This window comes from Deinococcus sp. KSM4-11, assembly GCF_004801415.1.
Classification (GTDB): Bacteria; Deinococcota; Deinococci; order Deinococcales; family Deinococcaceae; genus Deinococcus.
Window position 1 is genome coordinate 1,188,656 of record NZ_SSNX01000001.1, and the last position, 19,275, is coordinate 1,207,930.

Genomic DNA, 19,275 nt, shown 5'->3' on the forward strand with positions numbered 1-19,275 from the left:
CGGCGCGCGGTGGTTGTCGTCCTTCTGGACTGAACTCTAGGTTCGGGGTCACTCAAAAACCAGGCACAGTTTTGAGCGAGTCCGAAACGCCCGCCTGTTACCCTGGGGGCACCGTGCTTGAACGCCTGATCATCGACGACCCGGACGTGATCGGGCTGCTGCTCGACCACCAGCGCACCCTGAATCTGCTGCCGTTCTTCCAGGCTCCGCACACCGTGGCCGACGCCGCCACCCATCGGGGCGTGAAGGCGAACCAGATGGCGTACTGGGTGAACCGCTACGTGCAGGCCGGCATTCTGGAGGGCGTGGGCGACGCGCCCCCCGCGCGCGGTACCCGGTCGCGTGGCCAGCTGTACCGCGTCACGGCCGCCGAGTTCGTGCTGCTGCCCGCCGGAGGCTATGCCGCCGAGGAGATCGTAGACCGCACCTACGGCCCAATGTGGGCTTCCCTGCGAGCAGCTGTCGCGCACGACACGGATCTGGTCGCGTCGCGCTGGGCGATCAGGATCTGGCTGTACCAGGATCGCCTGGTCACCCAGCAGGAAATTCCTGTGGATCTGATCGGCCAGGACATCCTGGTGCCCGAGGGCAACGCCCTGAACCTGTGGATGACGGCCCGGTTCGACGCGGCGACGTTGACGGAACTGCGCGCCGAACTGGAGGGGATCTTCAACCGGTATGCGACGCGCATCATCCGTGACCAGCCGGATCTGCCGCGCACAACCATGCACCTGGCCCTGGCCCGCAAGGTGGACTGACCCCGTGGTTCAGTTCCGTCCACCGGAGGCCAACGTGCCTCCACCTGATCCGGTGGGCCGTATCGTAGGCCATGTTGCGTGACCTTCAGGCCCTGTACGACCGTGATCTGTCGGTGCTGATCGAGGAGCTCCGCGCCTACCCGGACGAGGCGTCGCTGTGGCGGGTGGCGGGCACCATTGCCAATCCGGCGGGCACCCTGGCGCTGCACCTGATCGGGAACCTGTCGCAGTTCATCGGCGAGGATCTGGGCGGCGTGCCCTATGAGCGGGATCGTCCGGCCGAATTCTCGCGCCGTGACGTGCCGCTGGCCGACCTGGTGGCGTGGGTGACCCACGTCCGAACGCTGGTGAACCACACCCTGGAAGGGCTGGACGAGGCCCGACTGACGGCCGTCCATCCGCGCCAGCCGCCGGGCTTTCCCGAGGGCATGACCAGCGGCTATTTCCTGATTCACCTGCATGGACACCTGAACTGGCACCTGGGGCAGATCAACTACCACCGCCGACTGATCAGCTGAACTCCATCACTGGTACCGCCGCGCGACCTCTCGCCTACCTGAACCGATGCAGCGCTCAATTCCCGAGCTGACCCGGACTGCGGCCAGGGCCGCCATACCCAGCATGGCGCCGGGGCGTCCTCCACATCCCGCTCTCCGGATCGGTGGGGCCGGGTTCCCGCGCCATTCGGCACCACTCCAAGCAGCGCAGTCCCGGTTCAGCCCTGTCGGGTATGGTTCGCGTACCGGTGCAGGACATCCCAGCCCTGGCCTCCGCTCATGATCTCGCGCGCCCGGGCCACGCCGTCCCGGATCGACTCCACGGCACCCGCGGTGCGCAGGGCCGCCCCGGCGTTCAGGGCCACGATGTCCCGCTGGGCCGCTGTGCCGCCGCCGGTGAGCAGGGCGCGGGTGATCTCGGCGTTCTCGGCGGGTGTGCCGCCCACGATGGCTTCTCTGGGATGCATGTCCACACCGACCTCCTCCGGGTGCAGCTGCCGGTCGATGATCTCGCCGTCGCGCAGACCGGAGACAGTGTTCATGCCGGACACCGTGAACTCGTCCAGGCCGTCGCCGTACACGACGGTCGCTCCACCGGCCCCGAGCAGGCGCAGCACCTCGGCCAGCGTGCGGGTCAGGTCGGGGCGGAACACGCCCACGACCAGATGGGTCGCCCCGGCCGGGTTGCTCAGCGGTCCCAGGATATTGAACACCGTGCGGGAGGCCAGATCGGAGCGGACGGCCGCCGCATGCCGCAGGGCCGGGTGGTAGTTGCGGGCGAACATGAAGCCGATGCCGAGGGTGTCCACGGCGTCGGCCACGACCTCGGGACTGGCGTCAAGGTTCACGCCCAGCGCCTCCAGCACGTCCGCGCTGCCGGCCCGGCTGCTGGCGGCGCGGTTGCCGTGCTTCGCGACGGGCACGCCCGCACCAGCGACCACGAAGGCTGTCGTGGTGCTGATGTTGAAGGTGTGCGCGCCGTCGCCGCCCGTGCCGACCACGTCCAGCAGTACCGGGCGGGGCCGCACGTTCACACGCACCGCGTTTTCCCGCATGGCCTGCGCGAAGCCAGCAATCTCCGCCGGGGTTTCTCCCCGGACGCGCAGGGCGGCCAGCGCGGCCGACAGGCGGATGGAACTCATCTCGCCGGTCATGACCTCACGCATGAATGCGGCGGCGTCCTCCTGCGAGAGCTGCTCGCCGTTCATCAGGCGGGCGTGCATCATGCGGTCACCTCGCGGCGTTGGAACGCGCGCACCTCTGCCAGGAAGTTGCGGATCATGTCCATGCCCCGCTCGGTGGCGATGCTCTCCGGATGGAACTGCACGCCGTACACCGGGTACTCGCGGTGACGCAGGGCCATCACGATCTCCTCGCCAGGATCGGTCGTCCACGCGGTCGCCACGAGTTCCGGCGGCAGGTTCCGCACGATCAGCGAGTGGTAGCGGGTCACCGTGACGCCGTCCGGAACGCCGGCGAAGAGGCCGGTGCCATCGTGCCGCACGGAGCTGGTCTTGCCATGCACCGGTTGCAGGGCGCGGCCCACGGTCGCGCCGAAGGCCTCACCGATGCTCTGGTGGCCCAGGCACACGCCCAGCACCGGGTACTGGGGGCCGAGTTCACGGATCACGTCCACGCTGAGGCCCGCTTCCAGCGGCGTACACGGGCCGGGCGAGACCACGATGGCATCGGGATTCAGGGCACGTACCTCCTCAAGCGTGAAGGCGTCGTTGCGCCACACCGTCAGGTCGGCGCCCAGTTCGCCGAAATACTGCACGAGGTTGTACGTGAACGAGTCGTAGTTGTCGATCAGCAGGACGCGCAGGGGGGCCGGGGTCGCGGGTGGGTTCATCGGTTGACCTCATAGGGAAGTTGCAGTTCGTCGCCGATCACGCCCCGGATACTCCAGCGGGCGGGCGGCGTTTCCAGGAGGATCACCTCCAGGTCGTTCGGCGCGACTCCGGCGTAATCCTCCAGGGCGGCCTGAAGGGCCAGCAGGTAGGCGCGCAGGGTCTTGTCGGTGCGCCCGCTCATGAGGTGAATTTCCACGATCACGTAGGCGGCGCTGCGGTCGTCCGGGTGAATGAAGTCCGCACTGTCCAGGCCAATGAACCGGTGGTAGCGCTTGCCCTCGGGCAGTCCGAGTTCCTGCACGCTGGCGCGGTGGATGGCGTCCGAGATCTGCTGGCGCCGCGCGGTGATGAACTCAGTATGGCCGTAGATCTTGACGTGTCCCATCACAGTCCTCCCATGGTCACAGGCCCCCGGCGGCCAGCTCGACGGCGCGCATAAGGGCGGCAGCCTTGTTGCGCGTCTCCAGTTCCTCGCTGGCCGGGTCGCTGTCGGCGACGATGCCTGCGCCCGCCTGGATGTGCACGCGCCCGCCGGCGATCACCATGGTGCGCAGGGTCAGGGCCATGTCCATGCTGCCATCGAAGGCGATGTACCCGAAGCTGCCGCCGTACGGGCCGCGCCGCACGGGTTCCAGTTCGTCGATGATCTCCATGGCGCGGATCTTGGGCGCGCCGCTCACGGTTCCCATGGGCTGCACGCTCGCCAGGGCATGCAGCGGCGTCTGCCCCTCGCGGAGCTGCCCGGTCACGCTGGACACGATGTGCATCACGTGACTGTAGCGCTCGATGGTAAACGCATCCTGCACGCGCACGCTGCCGTACTCGCTGACCTTGCCGAGGTCGTTGCGACCGAGATCCACCAGCATCAGGTGCTCGGCGCGTTCCTTCTCGTCGGCGAGCAACTCGCTGGCGAGGGCGTCGTCGAGCTCAGGGGTCGCGCCGCGCGGGCGGGTACCGGCGATGGGCTTGGTCGTGACGGTTCGCCCGTCGCTGGCAAGCAGACTCTCAGGGCTGCTGGCGACCAGCGTGACCGGCCCGAGTTGCAGGTAGCCCAGGTACGGGCTGGGATTCACGCGGCGCAGCGCCCGGTACAGCGCGAACGGGTGCACGTCACCCAGATCGGCGCTGAATCGCTGGCTCGGCACCACCTGGAAGATGTCTCCGGCGCGGATGTATTCCAGGGCGCGTCCCACGGCGTCCTGGTAGCCCTGCGGCGTGAAGTTGCTGCTGAACTGAGGGGCAGGAGCGGGGTTCTGCCCCGGCACTTCGGGCAGGGGGCCACGCAGACGGCTGACCAGGGCCGCCACCTGGGCTTCTGCCTGCCGGGGCGAACCGGCCGCCGCCACCGCGATCAGGCGGTGTTTGAGGTGATCGTAGATGACCATGCCGCGCGGCGCAATGAAGCACGCGTCCGGGACATTCAGTTCGTCCGGGTTGGCGTCGGGCAGGCGCTCGTAGGCGCGGATGATGTCATACGCCGAGTACCCGACCGCGCCGCCCACGAAAGCGGGCAGGCCGGGCGGCACGGTCACCGGACGGATCGTGGCGGCGTACAGCCGGGCCAGCGGATCGGCGTCCGGCCCGTGGTGGTCGCCGAATACGCCGCTGCTGTACACCTGCCCGCCCACGTACTCGAAGCGGCCCTGCTCCCCCACGCCGATGAACGAGTAGCGGCCGAGTTTCTCGCCGGCCTCCACGCTCTCCAGCAGGAAGCTCACGGTCTCGCCCTGCGCGGCCTTCAGGTACGCGGTCACTGGGGTGTCCAGGTCGGCATTCAGTTCCGTGGCGGACAGGTGAACGGACAGGGTGGTCTGGGTCATGCGGCTCCTGGGAAACGTGGGCTGGCCCTGAGCGGCCGGTCTGGAGGCAAACGAAAACGCCCGGTGGGGTCATCCACCTGGGCGCGTCCTTGAAGGGGAATACGGCGCGTTACACCCAGGCAACCCTGGGCCACCACCACGCACCGCTCTGCAACATGCGCCGAGGATAGCGCGCCACCCCTATGTCCTCAAGGGGCCTTCAGATGCGAAGCTCTCCGTCCGCTTCCGCCGGGGTCAGTCCGGCTCCCTCGCCATCTTCCAGTGGCGCGAACAGGCGGTCGAGATCGGCGGCCGTGAGCTGGGTGGCGTCGCTCAGGCCGCCGTCCAGGACGGCGCGCGCCAGGGACGCCTTGCGGGCCTGGAGGTCGAGGATGCGCTCCTCCACGCTGCCGGCCGCGATCAGCTTGTACACGAACACCGGCTTGTCCTGCCCGATGCGGTACGCGCGGTCCGTCGCCTGATCCTCGGCCGCCGGGTTCCACCACGGGTCGTAGTGGATGACCGTGTCGGCCGCCGTGAGGTTCAGGCCCACGCCACCGGCCTTGAGGGTGATCAGGAACACGTGCGTTTTGCCCGCCTGGAAGTCGTCGATCTGCTGCTGGCGGTTCTGGGTCTGCCCGGTCAGCATGGAGTACGGAATGCCCTCGGCCTGCAGCCACGGTTCCAGGTGCCCGAGCAGCGTGGCGAAGGAACTGAAGATCAGGACGCGCCGGCCCTCCTCCAGCATCTGCGGGAGGTTGCCCTGCAACCAGTCGAACTTCGCGTTGCCCTGCACGCCGGCGGCCGCCTCCAGCTTCACGAGGCGCGGGTCGGTGACCGACTGCCGCAGCTTGAGCAGCGCATCCAGGATGGCGATGGTGCTGCGCGACAGGCCGCGCGCCCTCAGTTCCTCCTGCACGCGGCCCTGCATGGTCACGCGGACGGTCTCATACAGGTCGCGCTGGTCGCCGTCCAGGGTGACGCGCACGGGAATCTCGGTCTTGGGCGGCAGTTCCCGCGCCACGTCCCGCTTCTCGCGCCGCAGGATGAACGGCCGCACCCGCGCCGCCAGGGCCATGCGCCGCTGGGCGTCCCCGCGTTTCTCGATGGGCGTGCGGTACAGGTCGCGGAAGGTGCGCTCGTCGTGCAGCAGGCCCGGCGCGAGGAAGTTGAACTGCGACCACAGCTCGCCCAGGTGGTTCTCCAGCGGCGTGCCCGTGAGCGCCAGCCGGTAGCGGGCGTCCAGGCTGCCGGCCGCCTTGGCCGCCGCCGTCTTGCTGTTCTTGATGTTCTGCGCCTCGTCCAGGATCACCAGGTGGTACTGGAAGGCCGACAGATCCTCCAGGTCGCGTGGCAGCAGCGGGTACGTCGTCAGGATCAGGTCGTACTCCGGAATCAGCTCGAACAGCGAGCGGCGGTCCTTGCCGTGCAGGGTCAGCACGCGCAGGGAGGGCGCGAACTTCGCCGCCTCGGACTGCCAGTTGCCGATCACGGACGTCGGCGCGACCACCAGGCTGGGGCGGTCGGCCCGGCCGGACTCCTGCTCCAATAGCAGGTGCGCCAGGGTCTGCACCGTTTTCCCCAGCCCCATGTCATCGGCCAGGATGCCGCCCATGTCGTACTGGCGCAGGAATTGCAGCCACGCGAGGCCCTGGAGCTGGTAGGGGCGCAGGTCAGCGTGCAGGCCGGGTGGCGGTTCGACCGGGTCGATCCCGCCGAAGTCGCGCAGGCGGCGGCCCAGGTCGAGCAGGCGATCCGCGCCCAGCCAGCGGGCCTGCACGGCACTCTCCAGTTCGGCCAGACGGGCGGCGTCGAGCAGGGGCAGCTTCAGCGGGCCGGGCGGAAGGTCACGCAGGTTCAGTTCGACCAGCACGCTCAGGATGGCGCGGATGCGGCCCGCCGGGAGCGCCACACGGCGGCCGTCCGCGAGGGTCGCGGTGATGGTCTCGTCGTCCTGGAGCTCCTGCAGGGCCTCCGGCGTGAACAGTTCCGGCTGACGTGCAATGAGATCCGCGAGCACCGGGATCAGGCTGACCTGCTGCCCGTCGACGACGATCCCCAGATCGAGGGTGAACCAGCCGCCGGCGCTGTCGTCGGCGTGGCCGTACCAGTCGGTGATCTGCGCGAAGTTCAGCGGGAAGTCCGGGTGGATCAGGAGGGTGAAGCCCTGCGCTTCCAGATCCAGCCGACCGCCGCGCATGAAATCCGTCCAGGCCTCGTCATCGCTGAGGCCGAGCTGTTCGCCCAGATCGCCGGGCAGTGTGAACTCATCCTGGTACAGGTCTTCCAGGCGCTGGAACCCGGCGAGATGCAGGTCGCGGCTGGCGTCGCGTTCCTGCTGGGGGCGGCGGGTCACGCGGGTGAGGACGCCGTCGCGGTACAAGGTGGGGCCACTGCTGTGGGCGCCGTCTGGCACCGCCAGCCCCCCGTAGGCGTGGCGCAGTTCGGCGGCCGGGAACACGCGTGTTTCGGGTCGGCGGGCCCAGCCGTCGCGGACATACACGGTGGCCGTGCGGCCCGACAGGTGCAGTTGCGGCGTGTACGGCAGGTCCTCTTCGCGCACCTGCACGGTCTGCGGGATGGGCAGGTTCAGGCCGGAGGCCGTGATGGCGTGGGCCAGGGCCGTCGCCTGGGCGGGCGCGAGCGTCGGGCCGGACAGGAAGCGGGCGACCTGTTCTCCGCTGGCATTCACGTTCAGGCGGCCAAGCTCCGCGATGTCCGGCTGCACGGCCCAGGGGGGCGTGACCGGAAGCACCACGGCGCCCGGGGTCTGCGGAGCGCTCAGGGTCGGCGTCTGGGCTCCGCGCGCGTCGCTCGACCACGCGAGTTCGCCCGCCAGCTCGGGGCCGCGTCGCAGAAGCCGGTCGGCGCGCTCCCAGCACAGCCGGCCGGAGCTGAGCAGCGAGTCGATCAGCAGATCCCCAGCCGGGTGATCGGTCAGGGCATACAGTTCCTCGCCGTAGCGGCCCGGTTCGTGGGCGGGGGCGGTGGCCATGTCGAGCAGCCGCAGGATCCGGTCATCCCGGCGGACGAAGCCCGGCGCCGTCGACAGCGTGCGCGGAATGGCGTAGCGCTCCGCGCCGCGCAGATCCGGCACGTCGCCCCGGACGGGAACGCGCATGACCTGAATGGCCACCCGGCGGACGCTGCCGCTCCCGCTGGCGGGCGGCAGGAGGCGCAGCACGTACCGCAGTTCGAACTGCCGGCCCCGCGCCTGGCCGGGCTGTTCGTGGAAGGACGCGAGCCACTGCTGCGTGCGGGCGTCCAGGGTTTCCTCAGGCGTGGCTCTCGGCGTCGTGGTCACCGGAGCGGCCACCGGGCGCGGGGAGGACGGCGGATCCGTGGACAGCACGAGGGCCGCCACATGCCGGCAGCGGTAGCGGCCACAGGTGCAGGAGGACGCGCGCAGTTGCACGTCCGGCGGCGGGGTGAGTTCCACGCTGGCGTGGTAATCGGTGCCGCCGTCGTGGACGGTACCGGTGGCCCGCCAGCCGGCGTCCGTCCACTCCCGGGCAATGTCCTGCACGGCACCCTCACGCAGCGCGAGACCCTGCGCGGCCGTGTCCAGGCCGAAACCGGGCGGCAGGCGACTGAGCTTCACGTCCGGGCCGCCGGGCGGGCGGTCAGGGGCTTGAAAACAAACACGCCCCCGAGTCTAGCGCGCCTGAGATGACGAAGGTCTGAACGTGGCGCAGATCGGAGTCCGGAGGTCAGGAGGATTGGTACTGGATACGCCAGACCTTTCCGGCACCATCGTCGGTCAGCAGGAGCGATCCATCGGCCAGGACGACCAGATCGACCGGGCGGCCCTCGGTGCGCTGCCCGTTCAGGAAGCCCGTGAGGAAGTCCGTGACCTTGCCGCTGGCCGGGTCGACCGTGACGACCTTGTACCCGCTCTTGGCGCTGCGGTTCCAGCTGCCGTGCAGGGCGATGAACAGCTGGCCCTTGTAAGCGGCCGGGAAGCTGGATCCCGTGTACGCGGCGAGCCCCAGCGGCGCTGCATGGGCGGTGGTCAGGGCGAAGGCGGGCGTGGCGTTCGTGCACGTGGACGCACTCTTCTTGCCGAAGTCCTTGTCCCACACCTGCGCCTCACCGGGCTTGGTGGTGTAGCAGTAGGGCCAGCCGTAGAATGCGCCCGCCTTGACCTTGTAGAAGCCTTCCGGCGGGATGTCGTCCCCGAGGTTGTCGCGGCCGTTGTTGGTGGAGTACAGCGTGTCGCCCACCCACTCGATGCCCACCGGATTGCGCAGGCCCGAGGCGTAGACCTTGCCGTTCTTGCCGTCGGCGTCGTAGACCCAGATGGCCGCGCGTTTGGGATCACTCTCCTCGCAGACATTGCAGGAACTGCCGGCCGCCACGTACATCTTTCCGTCCGGACCGAACTCGACCGTGCGGGTGGAGTGCCCGCCCCCGCTGGGCAGGCTGAGCAGCGTTTCGGGCTGGCCGCTGGCCTTCAGGTCGCCGGGCTTGTACGCGAAGCGCACCACCTTGTCCGTCTCGGCCACGTACAGGTACCCACCGTGAATGGCCAGGCCGTGCGGCTGGTTCAGGCCCGTGACATACACCTGTTTGCTGTCGGCCTTGCCATCCTTGTTGGCGTCCGGCATGACATACACGCTGCCCGCGCCCATGTCGCTGAGCAGCACATCGCCATTGCTGGCCACCACCATGAAGCGCGGCTGCTTGAAGCCCGTGGCGTACTCCGTGACCTTGAACCCGGCCGGTGCCTTCAGGGCAGGCGTCGTCTGGGCGCTGGCCGGGGCGGGCACGGTGCAGGACACGGTCAGCAGGGCCAGGGTGAGCGGCCTCAGGAATGATTTCATGCGTCCAGTTCATCATCCTGGCGTGAGAACGGACGGGCAGCCCCATGAAGGCGGGAGGGCGCCGCGTTGAGGATCTGCCGGGGGTCGGGGAGTGGTTCAGGGCGCGTCGGTCGGCCGGTACTCGAAGGTCGCGCCCAGCGTCTCGAGGTGACGGAAAAACAGCGGGTAACTCTTGCGGATGTGGTGCGCGCCGGTGATCGTGAGTGGGGCCTCGGCCCGCAGGCCCAGCAGGGTGAGCAGCATGATCATACGGTGGTCGCCATGCCCGTCCGCCGTGACTCCGCCCGCGATTCCCTGCGAACCCGTGACGCTCAGTGAATCTCCGGTCTCGGCAGCGCTCAGGCCCAGGCGCTCCAGTTCGCCGCGGGTGTCGCTGATGCGGTCGCACTCTTTCAGGCGCAGCGTGGACACGTTCTCCCAGGTCGTGGTGCCCGAGGCGCTGGCCGCCGCTGCCGTGAGCGCCTGCACCGCGTCGGTGAAGCCGTCCCCGTCGCGCGTGACCGCATGCAGGGGCTGGCCGCCCCGCACGATCAGGGTGTCGCCTTCCCGGCGGATGTCCGCGCCCATCTCCTGCAGGACGGCCACGGCCTCGCGCTCGCCCTGCAGGTCACGCTCGCGCAGGTTCGAGAGGCGCAATTCGCCGGGGATCATGGCGGCAGCGGCCAGCAGGGCGGCAGACCCCGGGTAGTCGCCAGGCACCAGCACCCGACCCGGCCGGTAGACCTGCCCGCCGGGGATGTCGATGCGGCTCAGATCCTCCCGCGCGGTCGTCCGGATCCCGAAGGCCGCCAGGGTATCCAGCGTCTGCCGAAGTGGCGCGTGACTCTTGATGGTTCCCGTCAGGCGCAGGTTCAGGCCCTCGGGCAGCAACGGGCCCAGGAACATCAGAGCCGAGGCGTACTGGCTGGACTTCTCGGCCGCGACCTCGACCACGCCGCCCCGCACCGGGCCGCTGATCTGGATGGGCAGCCTGCCCTCCCGGCTGTCGACCTTCGCGCCCAGGCGTTCCAGCGCGGCCAGCAGGTCGCCCTGCGGCCGCTTGCCCAGCGACTCCGCGTAGTCCGTGACGAAGGTCGTGCCGGTGGTCAGGGCGGCCACGCCCATCAGAAAGCGGGCCACAGCGCCCGCGTTGCCGGGATTTAAGGTCACGTCCGCGCGCGGGGAGGCGCCGAAGCCCCGGATCACGGCATCGTCGCCGACCAGCTCGACTCCGGCGCCCCAGTCTTCCAGACAGCGCAGCATGGCCTGCGCGTCCTCGCTGGTCGCCACGCCCACCACCCGCGTCTCTCCCTGCGCCAGGGCCGCCGCGAGCAGGTAGCGGGTCGTGTAGTTCTTGCTGGGCTGGGCCCGCAGTTCCCCACGCAATTCCTTGACGGGGTGAACGATCACGTCGAACCGTTCGGGCAGACCATCGGCACTCATACAGCGAGGCTAGCGTCTGCGGCGCGCGGCGCTCTGGTGCGGGCAAGACAGCGGCCATCCAGGCTCAGCGGAGTGCAGGGCCGCGCCACCCTGTAGGACTGCGGGAATCGTCCAAAGCGGCCCGTTTCCGGGTGGGGTGAGCCGCCCGATCTGATCCGCGTGCCAACCGCTCACCGGCTGTCGTATCCCCACCCACCAGCCGGGGTCAGTATCCAGCCTTTCCGAAGGCAGTTCACACGCGCCCTGGCCCTCCCTGGCCTAGCCTGGAACGATGCCCACCTTCGCTCCTGGCCAGCGCTGGACGTACCACACCCGCCCCGGCGAGGAGACGTCCACCGTGCTGATCCTGGCGATGGAAACTGGCCCGGATGACGTGGCGGTGCACATCCGCCTCGACGGCCTGCGCCTGCGGAGTCCACACTTGGCGGGCGGCCTTCAGGAGGAACTGGCCCACTCGCCCGTCAGCGAGTCCGCCCTGCAGGCCTCGGTGATCGACCTGATCGAGGACGACGTGGTGCTGCCCGTGGATCAGGGTGGCCTGGAGCGCTGGCGGGACGCCTTCACGCGCGGAGAGGCCGGCGTCTTCACGCTGCCGGTCGCGGCCCTGGTGGACGCCGTCGAGCAGGCGATCAACACCACGCCCGACGCCGGCGGCCCCGCCCTGTTCCACAAGAGCAATCTGAAATAGGGCCCGGACGGGCTGCGACACGCGCCCCGCTGCCGTCGGGTCGGTCGTCTCCCCCACGACACGATGGTCTAACACGCCAAGCAGCAATAACCCCGCCGGTCAGGGCGGGGTCGGGAATGGGGGGAGGGTCAGTCGTCGGTGCCGACGGCCTGGGGCTGCGGCCTCAGGGTTCCGCCAGCCGCGTACGTGTGCTCCTCGACCAGCACGGTTTTCAGTTCCGGCTTGGATTCGGCCTTCATCGTGGCTATCGCGTCGCGCACGCCCTGGCCGAGGTTCGGATCGACCTTGTCGAGGTGGCCCAGGTAGCGATCCTGGATGAACGCCGGCGTGGCGCCCAGATGCCGGGCATAGTTGCCATACACGCGCTTCTGCTCGTCCGGTTTCATGAGGCGGAACAGGGCGCCGGGCTGCGCGAAGTAGTCCTCGTCCGTCTCGGGCCAGCCGTAACGGTCCGCAGCGCCGGTCAGTTTGCGGGGCGGTTCCTGCACCGCCTCGCCGGACGCGACCGGGCCGCCGAAGGAGTTCGGCTCGTACACCGGGGCATCCCCGAAGTTGCCGTCGAACCGCAGGTGGCCGTCCCGGTGGTAGGTGTGGACGGGCGCGACGGCCTTGTTCACGGGCAGTTCGGCGTAGTTGATGCCGATCCGGTAGCGGTGGGCATCGGCGTAGCTCATCAGGCGGCCCTGGAGCATCTTGTCGGGGCTGGCGCCGAAGCCGCGCGGCATGTTGTTCGGCTCGAAGGCGGCCTGCTCGATCTGGGCGAAGTAGTTTGTCGGGTTCTCGTTCAGCTCGAACTCCCCGACCTCCATCAGCGGGTAGTCCGCGTGCGGCCAGACCTTCGTGAGATCGAAGGGGTTGATGTGGTAGGTGTCGGCCTCGGCCTCCGGCATGACCTGGAGGCTGACCTTCCACTTCGGGAAGTCGCCGCGCTCAATGGCGTCGTGCAGATCCTGGAAGGCGAAGTCTGGGTTCTTCCCGGCGATCTCGGTCGCTTCCTCTTCCGTCAGGTTCTGCACGCCCTGCTGGGTGTGGAAGTGCCACTTCACGTAGACGCGTTCGCCCTTGGCGTTCCACAGGCTGTACGTGTGGCTGGAGTAGCCGTTCATGAACCGGTAGCCGCGCGGAATCCCGCGATCACCGAAGATGTACAGCGTCTGGTGCAGCGTCTCGGGGCGTAGGCCCCAGAAGTCGAACATCATCGTCTCGCTGCGGCGGCCCGTGGCCGGGTGGCGTTTCTGGCTGTGGATGAAATCCTGGAACTTGACGGGATCGCGGACGAAGAACACCGGGGTGTTGTTGCCGACCAGATCCCAGTTGCCGTCCTCGGTGTACATCTTCAAGGCGAAGCCGCGCGGGTCACGCACGGTATCCGCGAAGCCCTTCTCACCGGCCACGGTGGAGAAGCGCGCCAGCATGCGGCACTCGGTGCCCTCCTTCTGGAACAGATGCGCGATGGTCAGTTCGGGAATGGCGCGGGTGACGCGGAACGTGCCGAAGGCGCCGCTGCCCTTGGCATGCACGACCCGTTCGGGGACGCGCTCACGGTTGAAGTGCGCCATGCGCTCGAGCAGGTGGTGATCCTGCAACAGCACCGGTCCGCGCGGCCCGGCAGTTATGGAGTTCTCGTTGCTGGCGACCGGGTCGCCCTGCGCGTTGGTGAGCGCCGTGGTGCTCTTCTTCGGAGTTTGCAGGTCAGTCGGTTCGCTGGGTTTGAAGGTCTTGTCGTCGCTCATGGCTACTCCTGGCACTCGGGAAACGGCGGCCAATCCGGGTCGGATCGACTCGACCTCAATCCTAAACAGGAAACGTTCTCAACAGGATGAACCGCATCTCAAGACACGCTGGGTCAGCGGCTCAGCTTGAACGCCCGCCCACCCTCGTACATCAGGTGCACGCTCACCGCGCCAGCCAGCACTTTGACCTCACAACTCGTCACGCCAGGTGGCAACGCTCCCGGCTTCACCTGCCCACACCCCACCGAGTACGACGCGTTTGGCGACGGGTTGCCCGCCAGGACGGCCTCACGCACGCTGCGGGCGTAGTCCCGCGCTCCCCGCCCCTGCCATGCCAGCACGGCCACCATCATCCCGATTCCGGTCACGAAGGCCAGCAGGATCAGCCAGAACGTCCGGGCCGTGCGCCGCCTCATCTCCGGCGTGACCTCGCGCTGCGGCAGGGCGTTCAGGGGGTTGGATGGAGGACGGCTGGCCATTTCCCGAGCCTACCCTGACGTGCCCCGGGCTGCCAGGACAGTAAACTGCCCCGCATGAGCAAGGTCATCATCATCGGAGCGGGCGGCGTCGCGAACGTCGTCGCCAAGAAATGCGCGCAGAACGACACGGTGTTCACCGAGGTGCTGATCGCCACCCGCACCGTCAGCAAGGCCGACAAGATCGTCGCGGAGATCAAGGAACACCTGCCAGGCAGCAAGGCGGTCTTCAGCACAGCGACCGTCGATGCCGACAACGTGCCGGAACTGGTCAAGCTCATCACGGACTTCGGGCCGGTCATGGTCATCAACGTGGCCCTCCCCTACCAGGACCTGACCATCATGGACGCCTGCCTGGAAACCGGCGTGCACTACCTCGATACCGCCAACTACGAACCCAAGGACGTCGCCAAGTTCGAGTACTCGTGGCAGTGGGCGTACCAGGAACGCTTCCAGGAGAAGGGACTGATGGCGCTGCTCGGCTGCGGCTTCGACCCGGGCGCGACCCAGGCGTTCACGGCATTCCTGGCCAAGCACCACTTCAACGAGATTCACGAGCTGGACATCGTGGACTGCAACAACGGCGACCACGGCAAGGCGTTCGCCACGAACTTCAACCCCGAGATCAACATCCGCGAGATCACCGCCAACGGCCGCTACTGGGAGAACGGCCAGTGGGTCGAGACCCAGCCGCTGGAACTCAGCCAGGACATCTACTACCCCAAGGTCGCCACCCGCAAGAGCTTCGTGCTGTACCACGAGGAACTCGAATCCCTGGTCAAGCACTTCCCCACCATCAAGCGCGCGCGGTTCTGGATGACCTTCGGCGAGAACTACATCAAGCACCTGAACGTCCTGGAGGGCATCGGCATGACCAGCATCGAGCCCATCGACTTCCGGGGCCAGAAGATCGCTCCGATCGAGTTCCTGAAAGCCGTGCTGCCCGTTCCCGAGAGTCTCGCCGCGAACTACACCGGCCAGACCTGCATCGGCGTGCAGGCCAAAGGGCCGGGCAAGGACGGCCAGCCCAACGTGCACTTCGTGTACAACGTCAAGGATCACGTCGAGTGCTACCGCGAGGTGCAGGCGCAGGGCGTGAGCTACACCACCGGCGTACCCGCCATGATCGGCGCGATGCTCATGCTGAACGGCACGTGGATGCAGCCCGGCGTGTGGAACGTGGAACAGCTCGACCCCGACCCCTTCATTGACGCCATGAACACCTGGGGCCTCCCGGTGGACGAGCTGGCGGGGATTGAGCTGGTCAAGGACTGAGTCCTCAGGCCTCGGGCCGGTTGCCGCCGTGGCGACCGGCCCCATTCATTCCCTGAATTGCCCTCAACGGACGGTGTCCGTGATGTACAGCACCGGCTTGCACTCGTCCACGCCGGTCAATTCGATGTCACTGCGCCGATTCGCTGCCCAGGCATCCCGCGTGAGGCGCCAGCGCTTCAACACAGCCGCCTCACCGCGACGCGTCGCCCAATCCGAGCCGTCGGGCTGGTATCCCATAACCTCCGACACCCGGTTCGACGCCACATTGTCGAAGAACGCCTCACTGGTCGCCTCCGACGCCCCGAAGCCTTCAAAGGCCAGGTGCAGGATGGCGGCCCTCATCTCGCGCCCCAGGCCCCGATGCCGGACACCCGGCGCCAGCCAGGAGAAGGTGCTCACCGTACGAAATGAATCGAACTCTCGGCCCAGCAGATCCTGCATGCCGACGGCCTGCCCCTCCACCATGACCGCGAAATACAGCCGCCACGAATCCGGGCGCACCGTCCCACGACCGCGCCAGATGGCCTGAAGCCACCTGCGTTCCCGCCCAGGATTGTCGTCGTACAGCGACATGGGATCGTCGAACGGGAAAGGGGGCGACCCGGCCACGCCCGCACGAACCACGGGAAGCAACTGGGTCAGCAGATCATCGGTGGCGCCGTGCAGCTCCAGCAGGGGCGTGCTGATCTTGAGGTTCAGCGGCGGGTAGAGGTCGGCAGCCATGGCCACAGGAGGGCACAGATCGGCGGGCGACGCCATGCGCGAAACAGCTTAAGGAAGGCCGCTGTCCCGGGCGGTCACTCCAGCCCATCCAGTCGCTTCCACCCGGTGCGAAGGCTGAGCCACGTTCCACACACGGTTGCCAGCCCCAAGCCGATCAGGCCGAGTACCCCTTCCAGGGTGCCCAGCGAGCTCAGCCCCGGGTACAGGTCGGGGCGCAGGACACTGCCGGCGGCGGGTTTCGCCAGCAACAGCAGGCACAGCACCGAGTACGCGAGGCTGAGGCCCATGAAGGCGAGGCCGCCGGCACTGACGCCGATCTCGGCGGGATTGTCGGCGTCGAACTTGGGGGCGGCGGCACCCAGGCCGACGCCCAGGGCGGTGATGACGAAGGCACTGCTGAGGCTGACGAGCACGCTCAGGAGCAGCAGCGTGGGGCCGAGGCCCATGGATTTCGCGCTGGCGATTCCCATGACGAGGCCGACGGTCAGAGTGACTGGCAACACGCCCAGGAACTTGCTCAGGACGATCTGCCGGGGGTCGATCGGCGCCGTTCGCAGCAGCCAGTACGCCCTGGCCTCGGTGGACACGGCGGGGAACGCGAGCCGAACGGCGATGCCCGAGATGATGAAGCCCTGGAACGCGAGCTGGATGTACCCGAGAATGCCCCGGAACTGCGGGATGGGGATGGGCACGGCCTTCACGCTGACGAGGTACACGCCGGCCAGCGCGGCGACGACGAGCAGCTGGCTCCACTGGGTGGGGTCGCGCAGGGTGACGCGCAGATCCTTGCTGGCGAGGCTGCCGCCGGGGCCGAGGCGGGTGAGCAGACGTTCCGCACCCTGTGCCCGCTTCGGCGTGGGATCGAGTTTCGGCGTGCTGGAGTCGAGCGCCCGCGCCCAGCCCTCCTGATAGGCCTTGGTTGCAAGGAGGGTGGCGGCCAGCAGCAGTCCGATGGTCAGCACAAGCAGCGGAACCAGCGGGGCGGCGAGATGCCCGTGCGCGGCCTGCCAGATGCCCTGGGCGGCCCACGACGGCGGCAGGAAGGGGCTCGACGGCCCGGCAAACGACTTCAGGAGTTCCTGGAAGCGTGTCGGATCCTGCATCTTCTGCACCAGAATCTCGGGGCGCAGGGCGCGGATGGCATACACCAGGCCGGCGCTGAGGAGCACGCCCAGCGCGGTGCTGACCTCACGGACACGGCCGACCGGGGCCACGCGCATGAGGCCCACGGCGAGCAGCGCCCCCAGACCGACCGGGGCGGCGAAGGTCAGGAGGTCTGCGAGGATCATGACCACGTAGGCCCAGGCGGGCGCGTGGAAATACACCGCCACGGTGAGCAGCAGCGGGATGGTCAGGAAGACCGGCACCAATGCGGCGTTCAGGAAGGTCTCGCTGACCTTCAGGGCGAACACGCGCCACGTGGGCAGCGGCTGGGTGAGCAGGAAGTTCAGATCGTCGCTGAGGTACAGCGTGCTGATGGCGGCGGTGGTGGCGCTGAAGGTCACTCCGCTGCCCAGGGTGATCAGGCCGATCTCCAGCACGCGGGCGAACACGCTCAGACCGATGTCGCCGAAGGTGCCGAGGAAGGTCAGGGCGCGCCACACACCGTAGACCTCCGCCCACACGAGCAGAACGCCCAGCAGGATCAGGAAGGCCAGGCCGGGTCTGGACGCCCCTTCCAGGGTGTGCCGCAGAGCGGTGGCCTTCAGGGTCAGCAGGCTGGCCGGCCGGAAGCGGCGGGCGGTGGTGGGCACGGGCGTGGTGATCATGCGGGCGGCGTGGCCTCGCGGCGGCGGGCTTCCTCCTCCTGCTCCTCCTCGATCAGGCGGAAGAAGATGCGCTCCAGGCTGTCGCCGTCCACGCCGCCCGCTTCAGTGCCGGTGCGGGCCCGCAGGTCGTCCATGGTGCCCTCGCCGAGCACCTTGCCCCGGTCGAGCACCACGATCCGGTCGCACACGGCCTCCGCGAGCGGCAGGGAGTGCGTGGTCAGCAGCACCGTGCGGCCGCGGTCGGCGTGCGCGCGGAACAGTTCCCGCACCTGCCGCGCGGCGTGCGGGTCGAGGCCCACCATGGGTTCGTCCACGATCAGCACCGGCGGGTCTGGCAACAGCGCGGCGATAATGGCGACCTTCTGCCGCATCCCGTGCGAGTACGTTTCGATCAGTTCGTTGCCGAAGTCGGTGAGGCGGAAGAAGTCCAGCCAGCGGTCGATTTCCGGGTCGGCCGCGTCCACCCGGTACAGCTGGGCGACGAAGCGCAGCAGTTCCCGCGCGGTCAGCTTGCCGTACAGGTAGGGGCGATCCGGGATGTACCCGAAGGCCGCCTTGGCCTCCACCGGCTCCTTCCACACGTCGTAGTCCTGCACGCGCACCGTGCCGCTGCTCGGGCGGGTCAGGCCGACCAGGGCGCGGATGGTGGTGGTCTTCCCCGCCCCGTTGCTGCCCAGCAGCCCGAAGACCGCGCCGGGCTGCACGGTGAAGCTCAGGTCGCTGACGGCCTCGTGCCGGCCGTAGCGTTTGGTGTAGTGGCTGACCTCGATCACCCGTTCAGCTTAGGCCCGCGCGTCTGACCGGCGCGTCACGCGCCCGGACGCCCCGGGCGGCGGTCAGCAGGCCGCGATGGGCTGGCCCGACCAGTCGAGCGTGAGGTGCTGGGCCTGCTGCCATTCCTGGAGCGAGTAGTGCGCGCGGGCCAGGCTGGCGAGGGTGTGGTGGGCCACCGCCACCGCCCGGTGCATCTCCCGTTCCGAGATGAAATTCGCTTCCCGCGCGGCGAGCAGTTCGTCCGTATCGACAATTTCGGCCATCAGGCCGTCGTGCAGGACGATGTCGAGGTACAGGTCGCGCACCGTCCACACATCCCCGTCACGGGTGATCTGCGCCACGTCCAGGTAGTAGTCGTGCTCGCGCCGGCCATGAAAGTGGTAGCGGCAGACCACCAGGTGCTGGAGGGGCAGCAGGTGCGCCTGCCACTGCCGGATGCGCGGGTGCGCCACGAAGTCGCGGTCGACGTACAGGCCGACGGGCGTTTCACGGTAGGCACGGACGGGACGGATGCCGGTGTTGGTGTGGTGCTGGAGGGCCTGGACGTCATGCCGCTCTTCCTTGATCGGATGCGCGGTCTCGGAAAGCGCCGACGTCTGCATACGCCAGCCTACCCGAGACCGCCTGACAGGTTCATGAACTGGCTAGCCGCTGAACGCCTGCAGGTCAGGCCTGGGCAGACGGG

Annotated in this window: 17 protein-coding genes; 4 read left to right on the top strand and 13 right to left on the bottom strand. The window is 68.5% G+C overall.

What is annotated here, in order from left to right; translation table 11 throughout:
* The first annotated feature begins 113 nt into the window (after positions 1 to 113).
* Both E7T09_RS05955 and E7T09_RS05960 read left to right on the top strand, forming a co-directional pair.
* On the top strand, positions 114 to 758 hold the full coding sequence (locus E7T09_RS05955; protein WP_136388161.1) for a hypothetical protein: 645 nt from the start codon (positions 114 to 116) through the stop codon (positions 756 to 758).
* 71 nt (positions 759 to 829) lie between these two features.
* Positions 830 to 1,276 carry a DinB family protein gene (locus E7T09_RS05960; RefSeq protein WP_136388162.1) on the top strand — a complete coding sequence of 149 codons (447 nt, stop codon included), beginning with the start codon at positions 830 to 832 and terminating at the stop codon, positions 1,274 to 1,276.
* A gap of 197 nt (positions 1,277 to 1,473) precedes the next feature.
* Here E7T09_RS05960 and trpD read toward each other — a convergent pair whose 3' ends face one another.
* The 7 genes from trpD to aroA all read right to left on the bottom strand — a co-directional run bounded on the left by trpD (position 1,474) and on the right by aroA (position 11,152).
* Complete coding sequence (gene trpD / locus E7T09_RS05965) at positions 1,474 to 2,481, bottom strand: anthranilate phosphoribosyltransferase (RefSeq protein ID WP_136388163.1); 1,008 nt, start codon at positions 2,479 to 2,481, stop codon at positions 1,474 to 1,476.
* Positions 2,478 to 3,107, bottom strand: a complete 630-nt coding sequence (locus tag E7T09_RS05970; RefSeq protein ID WP_136388164.1) for an aminodeoxychorismate/anthranilate synthase component II — start codon at positions 3,105 to 3,107, stop codon at positions 2,478 to 2,480. The genes trpD and E7T09_RS05970 overlap by 4 nt, the downstream gene beginning before the upstream one ends.
* Entirely contained in the window at positions 3,104 to 3,493 is a 390-nt protein-coding gene (locus E7T09_RS05975) for a tautomerase family protein (RefSeq protein WP_136388165.1), read from the bottom strand. Before E7T09_RS05975 ends, E7T09_RS05970 begins: the two co-directional genes overlap by 4 nt.
* 16 nt (positions 3,494 to 3,509) lie before the next feature.
* Complete coding sequence (gene trpE, locus E7T09_RS05980) at positions 3,510 to 4,928, bottom strand: anthranilate synthase component I (protein WP_136388166.1); 1,419 nt, start codon at positions 4,926 to 4,928, stop codon at positions 3,510 to 3,512.
* A 199-nt stretch (positions 4,929 to 5,127) separates the two neighbouring features.
* Positions 5,128 to 8,508: a DEAD/DEAH box helicase gene (locus E7T09_RS05985; protein WP_136388167.1), complete on the bottom strand. Its 3,381-nt coding sequence runs from the start codon at positions 8,506 to 8,508 to the stop codon at positions 5,128 to 5,130.
* Between the two features lie 109 nt (positions 8,509 to 8,617).
* A complete protein-coding gene (locus E7T09_RS05990; RefSeq protein ID WP_136388168.1) occupies positions 8,618 to 9,730 on the bottom strand; it encodes a sorbosone dehydrogenase family protein in 1,113 nt (370 codons plus the stop codon).
* Positions 9,731 to 9,826: 96 nt separating this feature from the next.
* Complete coding sequence (aroA, locus tag E7T09_RS05995; protein ID WP_136388169.1) at positions 9,827 to 11,152, bottom strand: 3-phosphoshikimate 1-carboxyvinyltransferase; 1,326 nt, start codon at positions 11,150 to 11,152, stop codon at positions 9,827 to 9,829.
* A gap of 271 nt (positions 11,153 to 11,423) precedes the next feature.
* On the opposite strand from aroA, the gene E7T09_RS06000 reads away from it, so the two are divergent.
* Positions 11,424 to 11,840 (top strand): hypothetical protein, encoded by a 417-nt coding sequence (locus E7T09_RS06000; RefSeq protein ID WP_136388170.1) that lies wholly within the window; start codon positions 11,424 to 11,426, stop codon positions 11,838 to 11,840.
* Positions 11,841 to 11,968: 128 nt separating this feature from the next.
* Here the strand turns inward: E7T09_RS06000 and E7T09_RS06005 are convergent, their stop codons facing one another.
* Both E7T09_RS06005 and E7T09_RS06010 read right to left on the bottom strand, forming a co-directional pair.
* The gene (locus E7T09_RS06005; protein WP_136388171.1) at positions 11,969 to 13,573 is read right to left on the bottom strand and encodes a catalase; all 1,605 of its coding nucleotides are present in this window, start codon (positions 13,571 to 13,573) and stop codon (positions 11,969 to 11,971) included.
* A 113-nt stretch (positions 13,574 to 13,686) separates the two neighbouring features.
* A complete protein-coding gene (locus E7T09_RS06010; RefSeq protein ID WP_136388172.1) occupies positions 13,687 to 14,052 on the bottom strand; it encodes a hypothetical protein in 366 nt (121 codons plus the stop codon).
* Between the two features lie 54 nt (positions 14,053 to 14,106).
* On the opposite strand from E7T09_RS06010, the gene E7T09_RS06015 reads away from it, so the two are divergent.
* Positions 14,107 to 15,324 carry a saccharopine dehydrogenase family protein gene (locus E7T09_RS06015; RefSeq protein ID WP_136388173.1) on the top strand — a complete coding sequence of 406 codons (1,218 nt, stop codon included), beginning with the start codon at positions 14,107 to 14,109 and terminating at the stop codon, positions 15,322 to 15,324.
* A gap of 63 nt (positions 15,325 to 15,387) precedes the next feature.
* Here the strand turns inward: E7T09_RS06015 and E7T09_RS06020 are convergent, their stop codons facing one another.
* The 4 genes from E7T09_RS06020 to E7T09_RS06035 all read right to left on the bottom strand — a co-directional run bounded on the left by E7T09_RS06020 (position 15,388) and on the right by E7T09_RS06035 (position 19,192).
* On the bottom strand, positions 15,388 to 16,047 hold the full coding sequence (locus E7T09_RS06020) for a GNAT family N-acetyltransferase (RefSeq protein WP_136388174.1): 660 nt from the start codon (positions 16,045 to 16,047) through the stop codon (positions 15,388 to 15,390).
* A gap of 74 nt (positions 16,048 to 16,121) precedes the next feature.
* On the bottom strand, positions 16,122 to 17,816 hold the full coding sequence (locus E7T09_RS06025) for a hypothetical protein (protein ID WP_136388175.1): 1,695 nt from the start codon (positions 17,814 to 17,816) through the stop codon (positions 16,122 to 16,124).
* Entirely contained in the window at positions 17,813 to 18,589 is a 777-nt protein-coding gene (locus E7T09_RS06030; protein WP_136388176.1) for an ABC transporter ATP-binding protein, read from the bottom strand. The genes E7T09_RS06025 and E7T09_RS06030 overlap by 4 nt, the downstream gene beginning before the upstream one ends.
* A gap of 63 nt (positions 18,590 to 18,652) precedes the next feature.
* Positions 18,653 to 19,192, bottom strand: coding sequence for a DUF402 domain-containing protein (locus E7T09_RS06035; protein WP_136388177.1), 540 nt, complete (start codon positions 19,190 to 19,192; stop codon positions 18,653 to 18,655).
* Between the last annotated feature and the right edge of the window lie 83 nt (positions 19,193 to 19,275).

What these genes read in the sequence shown, in the direction of transcription:
- E7T09_RS05960 (WP_136388162.1), top strand. Translation starts at nt 830, where the DNA reads ATGTTGCGTGACCTTCAGGCCCTGTACGACCGTGATCTGTCGGTGCTG.
- trpD (WP_136388163.1), bottom strand. Translation starts at nt 2,481, where the DNA reads ATGATGCACGCCCGCCTGATGAACGGCGAGCAGCTCTCGCAGGAGGAC.
- E7T09_RS05970 (WP_136388164.1), bottom strand. Translation starts at nt 3,107, where the DNA reads ATGAACCCACCCGCGACCCCGGCCCCCCTGCGCGTCCTGCTGATCGAC.
- E7T09_RS05975 (WP_136388165.1), bottom strand. Translation starts at nt 3,493, where the DNA reads ATGGGACACGTCAAGATCTACGGCCATACTGAGTTCATCACCGCGCGG.
- trpE (WP_136388166.1), bottom strand. Translation starts at nt 4,928, where the DNA reads ATGACCCAGACCACCCTGTCCGTTCACCTGTCCGCCACGGAACTGAAT.
- E7T09_RS05990 (WP_136388168.1), bottom strand. Translation starts at nt 9,730, where the DNA reads ATGAAATCATTCCTGAGGCCGCTCACCCTGGCCCTGCTGACCGTGTCC.
- aroA (WP_136388169.1), bottom strand. Translation starts at nt 11,152, where the DNA reads ATGAGTGCCGATGGTCTGCCCGAACGGTTCGACGTGATCGTTCACCCC.
- E7T09_RS06000 (WP_136388170.1), top strand. Translation starts at nt 11,424, where the DNA reads ATGCCCACCTTCGCTCCTGGCCAGCGCTGGACGTACCACACCCGCCCC.
- E7T09_RS06005 (WP_136388171.1), bottom strand. Translation starts at nt 13,573, where the DNA reads ATGAGCGACGACAAGACCTTCAAACCCAGCGAACCGACTGACCTGCAA.
- E7T09_RS06010 (WP_136388172.1), bottom strand. Translation starts at nt 14,052, where the DNA reads ATGGCCAGCCGTCCTCCATCCAACCCCCTGAACGCCCTGCCGCAGCGC.
- E7T09_RS06015 (WP_136388173.1), top strand. Translation starts at nt 14,107, where the DNA reads ATGAGCAAGGTCATCATCATCGGAGCGGGCGGCGTCGCGAACGTCGTC.
- E7T09_RS06020 (WP_136388174.1), bottom strand. Translation starts at nt 16,047, where the DNA reads ATGGCTGCCGACCTCTACCCGCCGCTGAACCTCAAGATCAGCACGCCC.
- E7T09_RS06025 (WP_136388175.1), bottom strand. Translation starts at nt 17,816, where the DNA reads ATGATCACCACGCCCGTGCCCACCACCGCCCGCCGCTTCCGGCCGGCC.
- E7T09_RS06035 (WP_136388177.1), bottom strand. Translation starts at nt 19,192, where the DNA reads ATGCAGACGTCGGCGCTTTCCGAGACCGCGCATCCGATCAAGGAAGAG.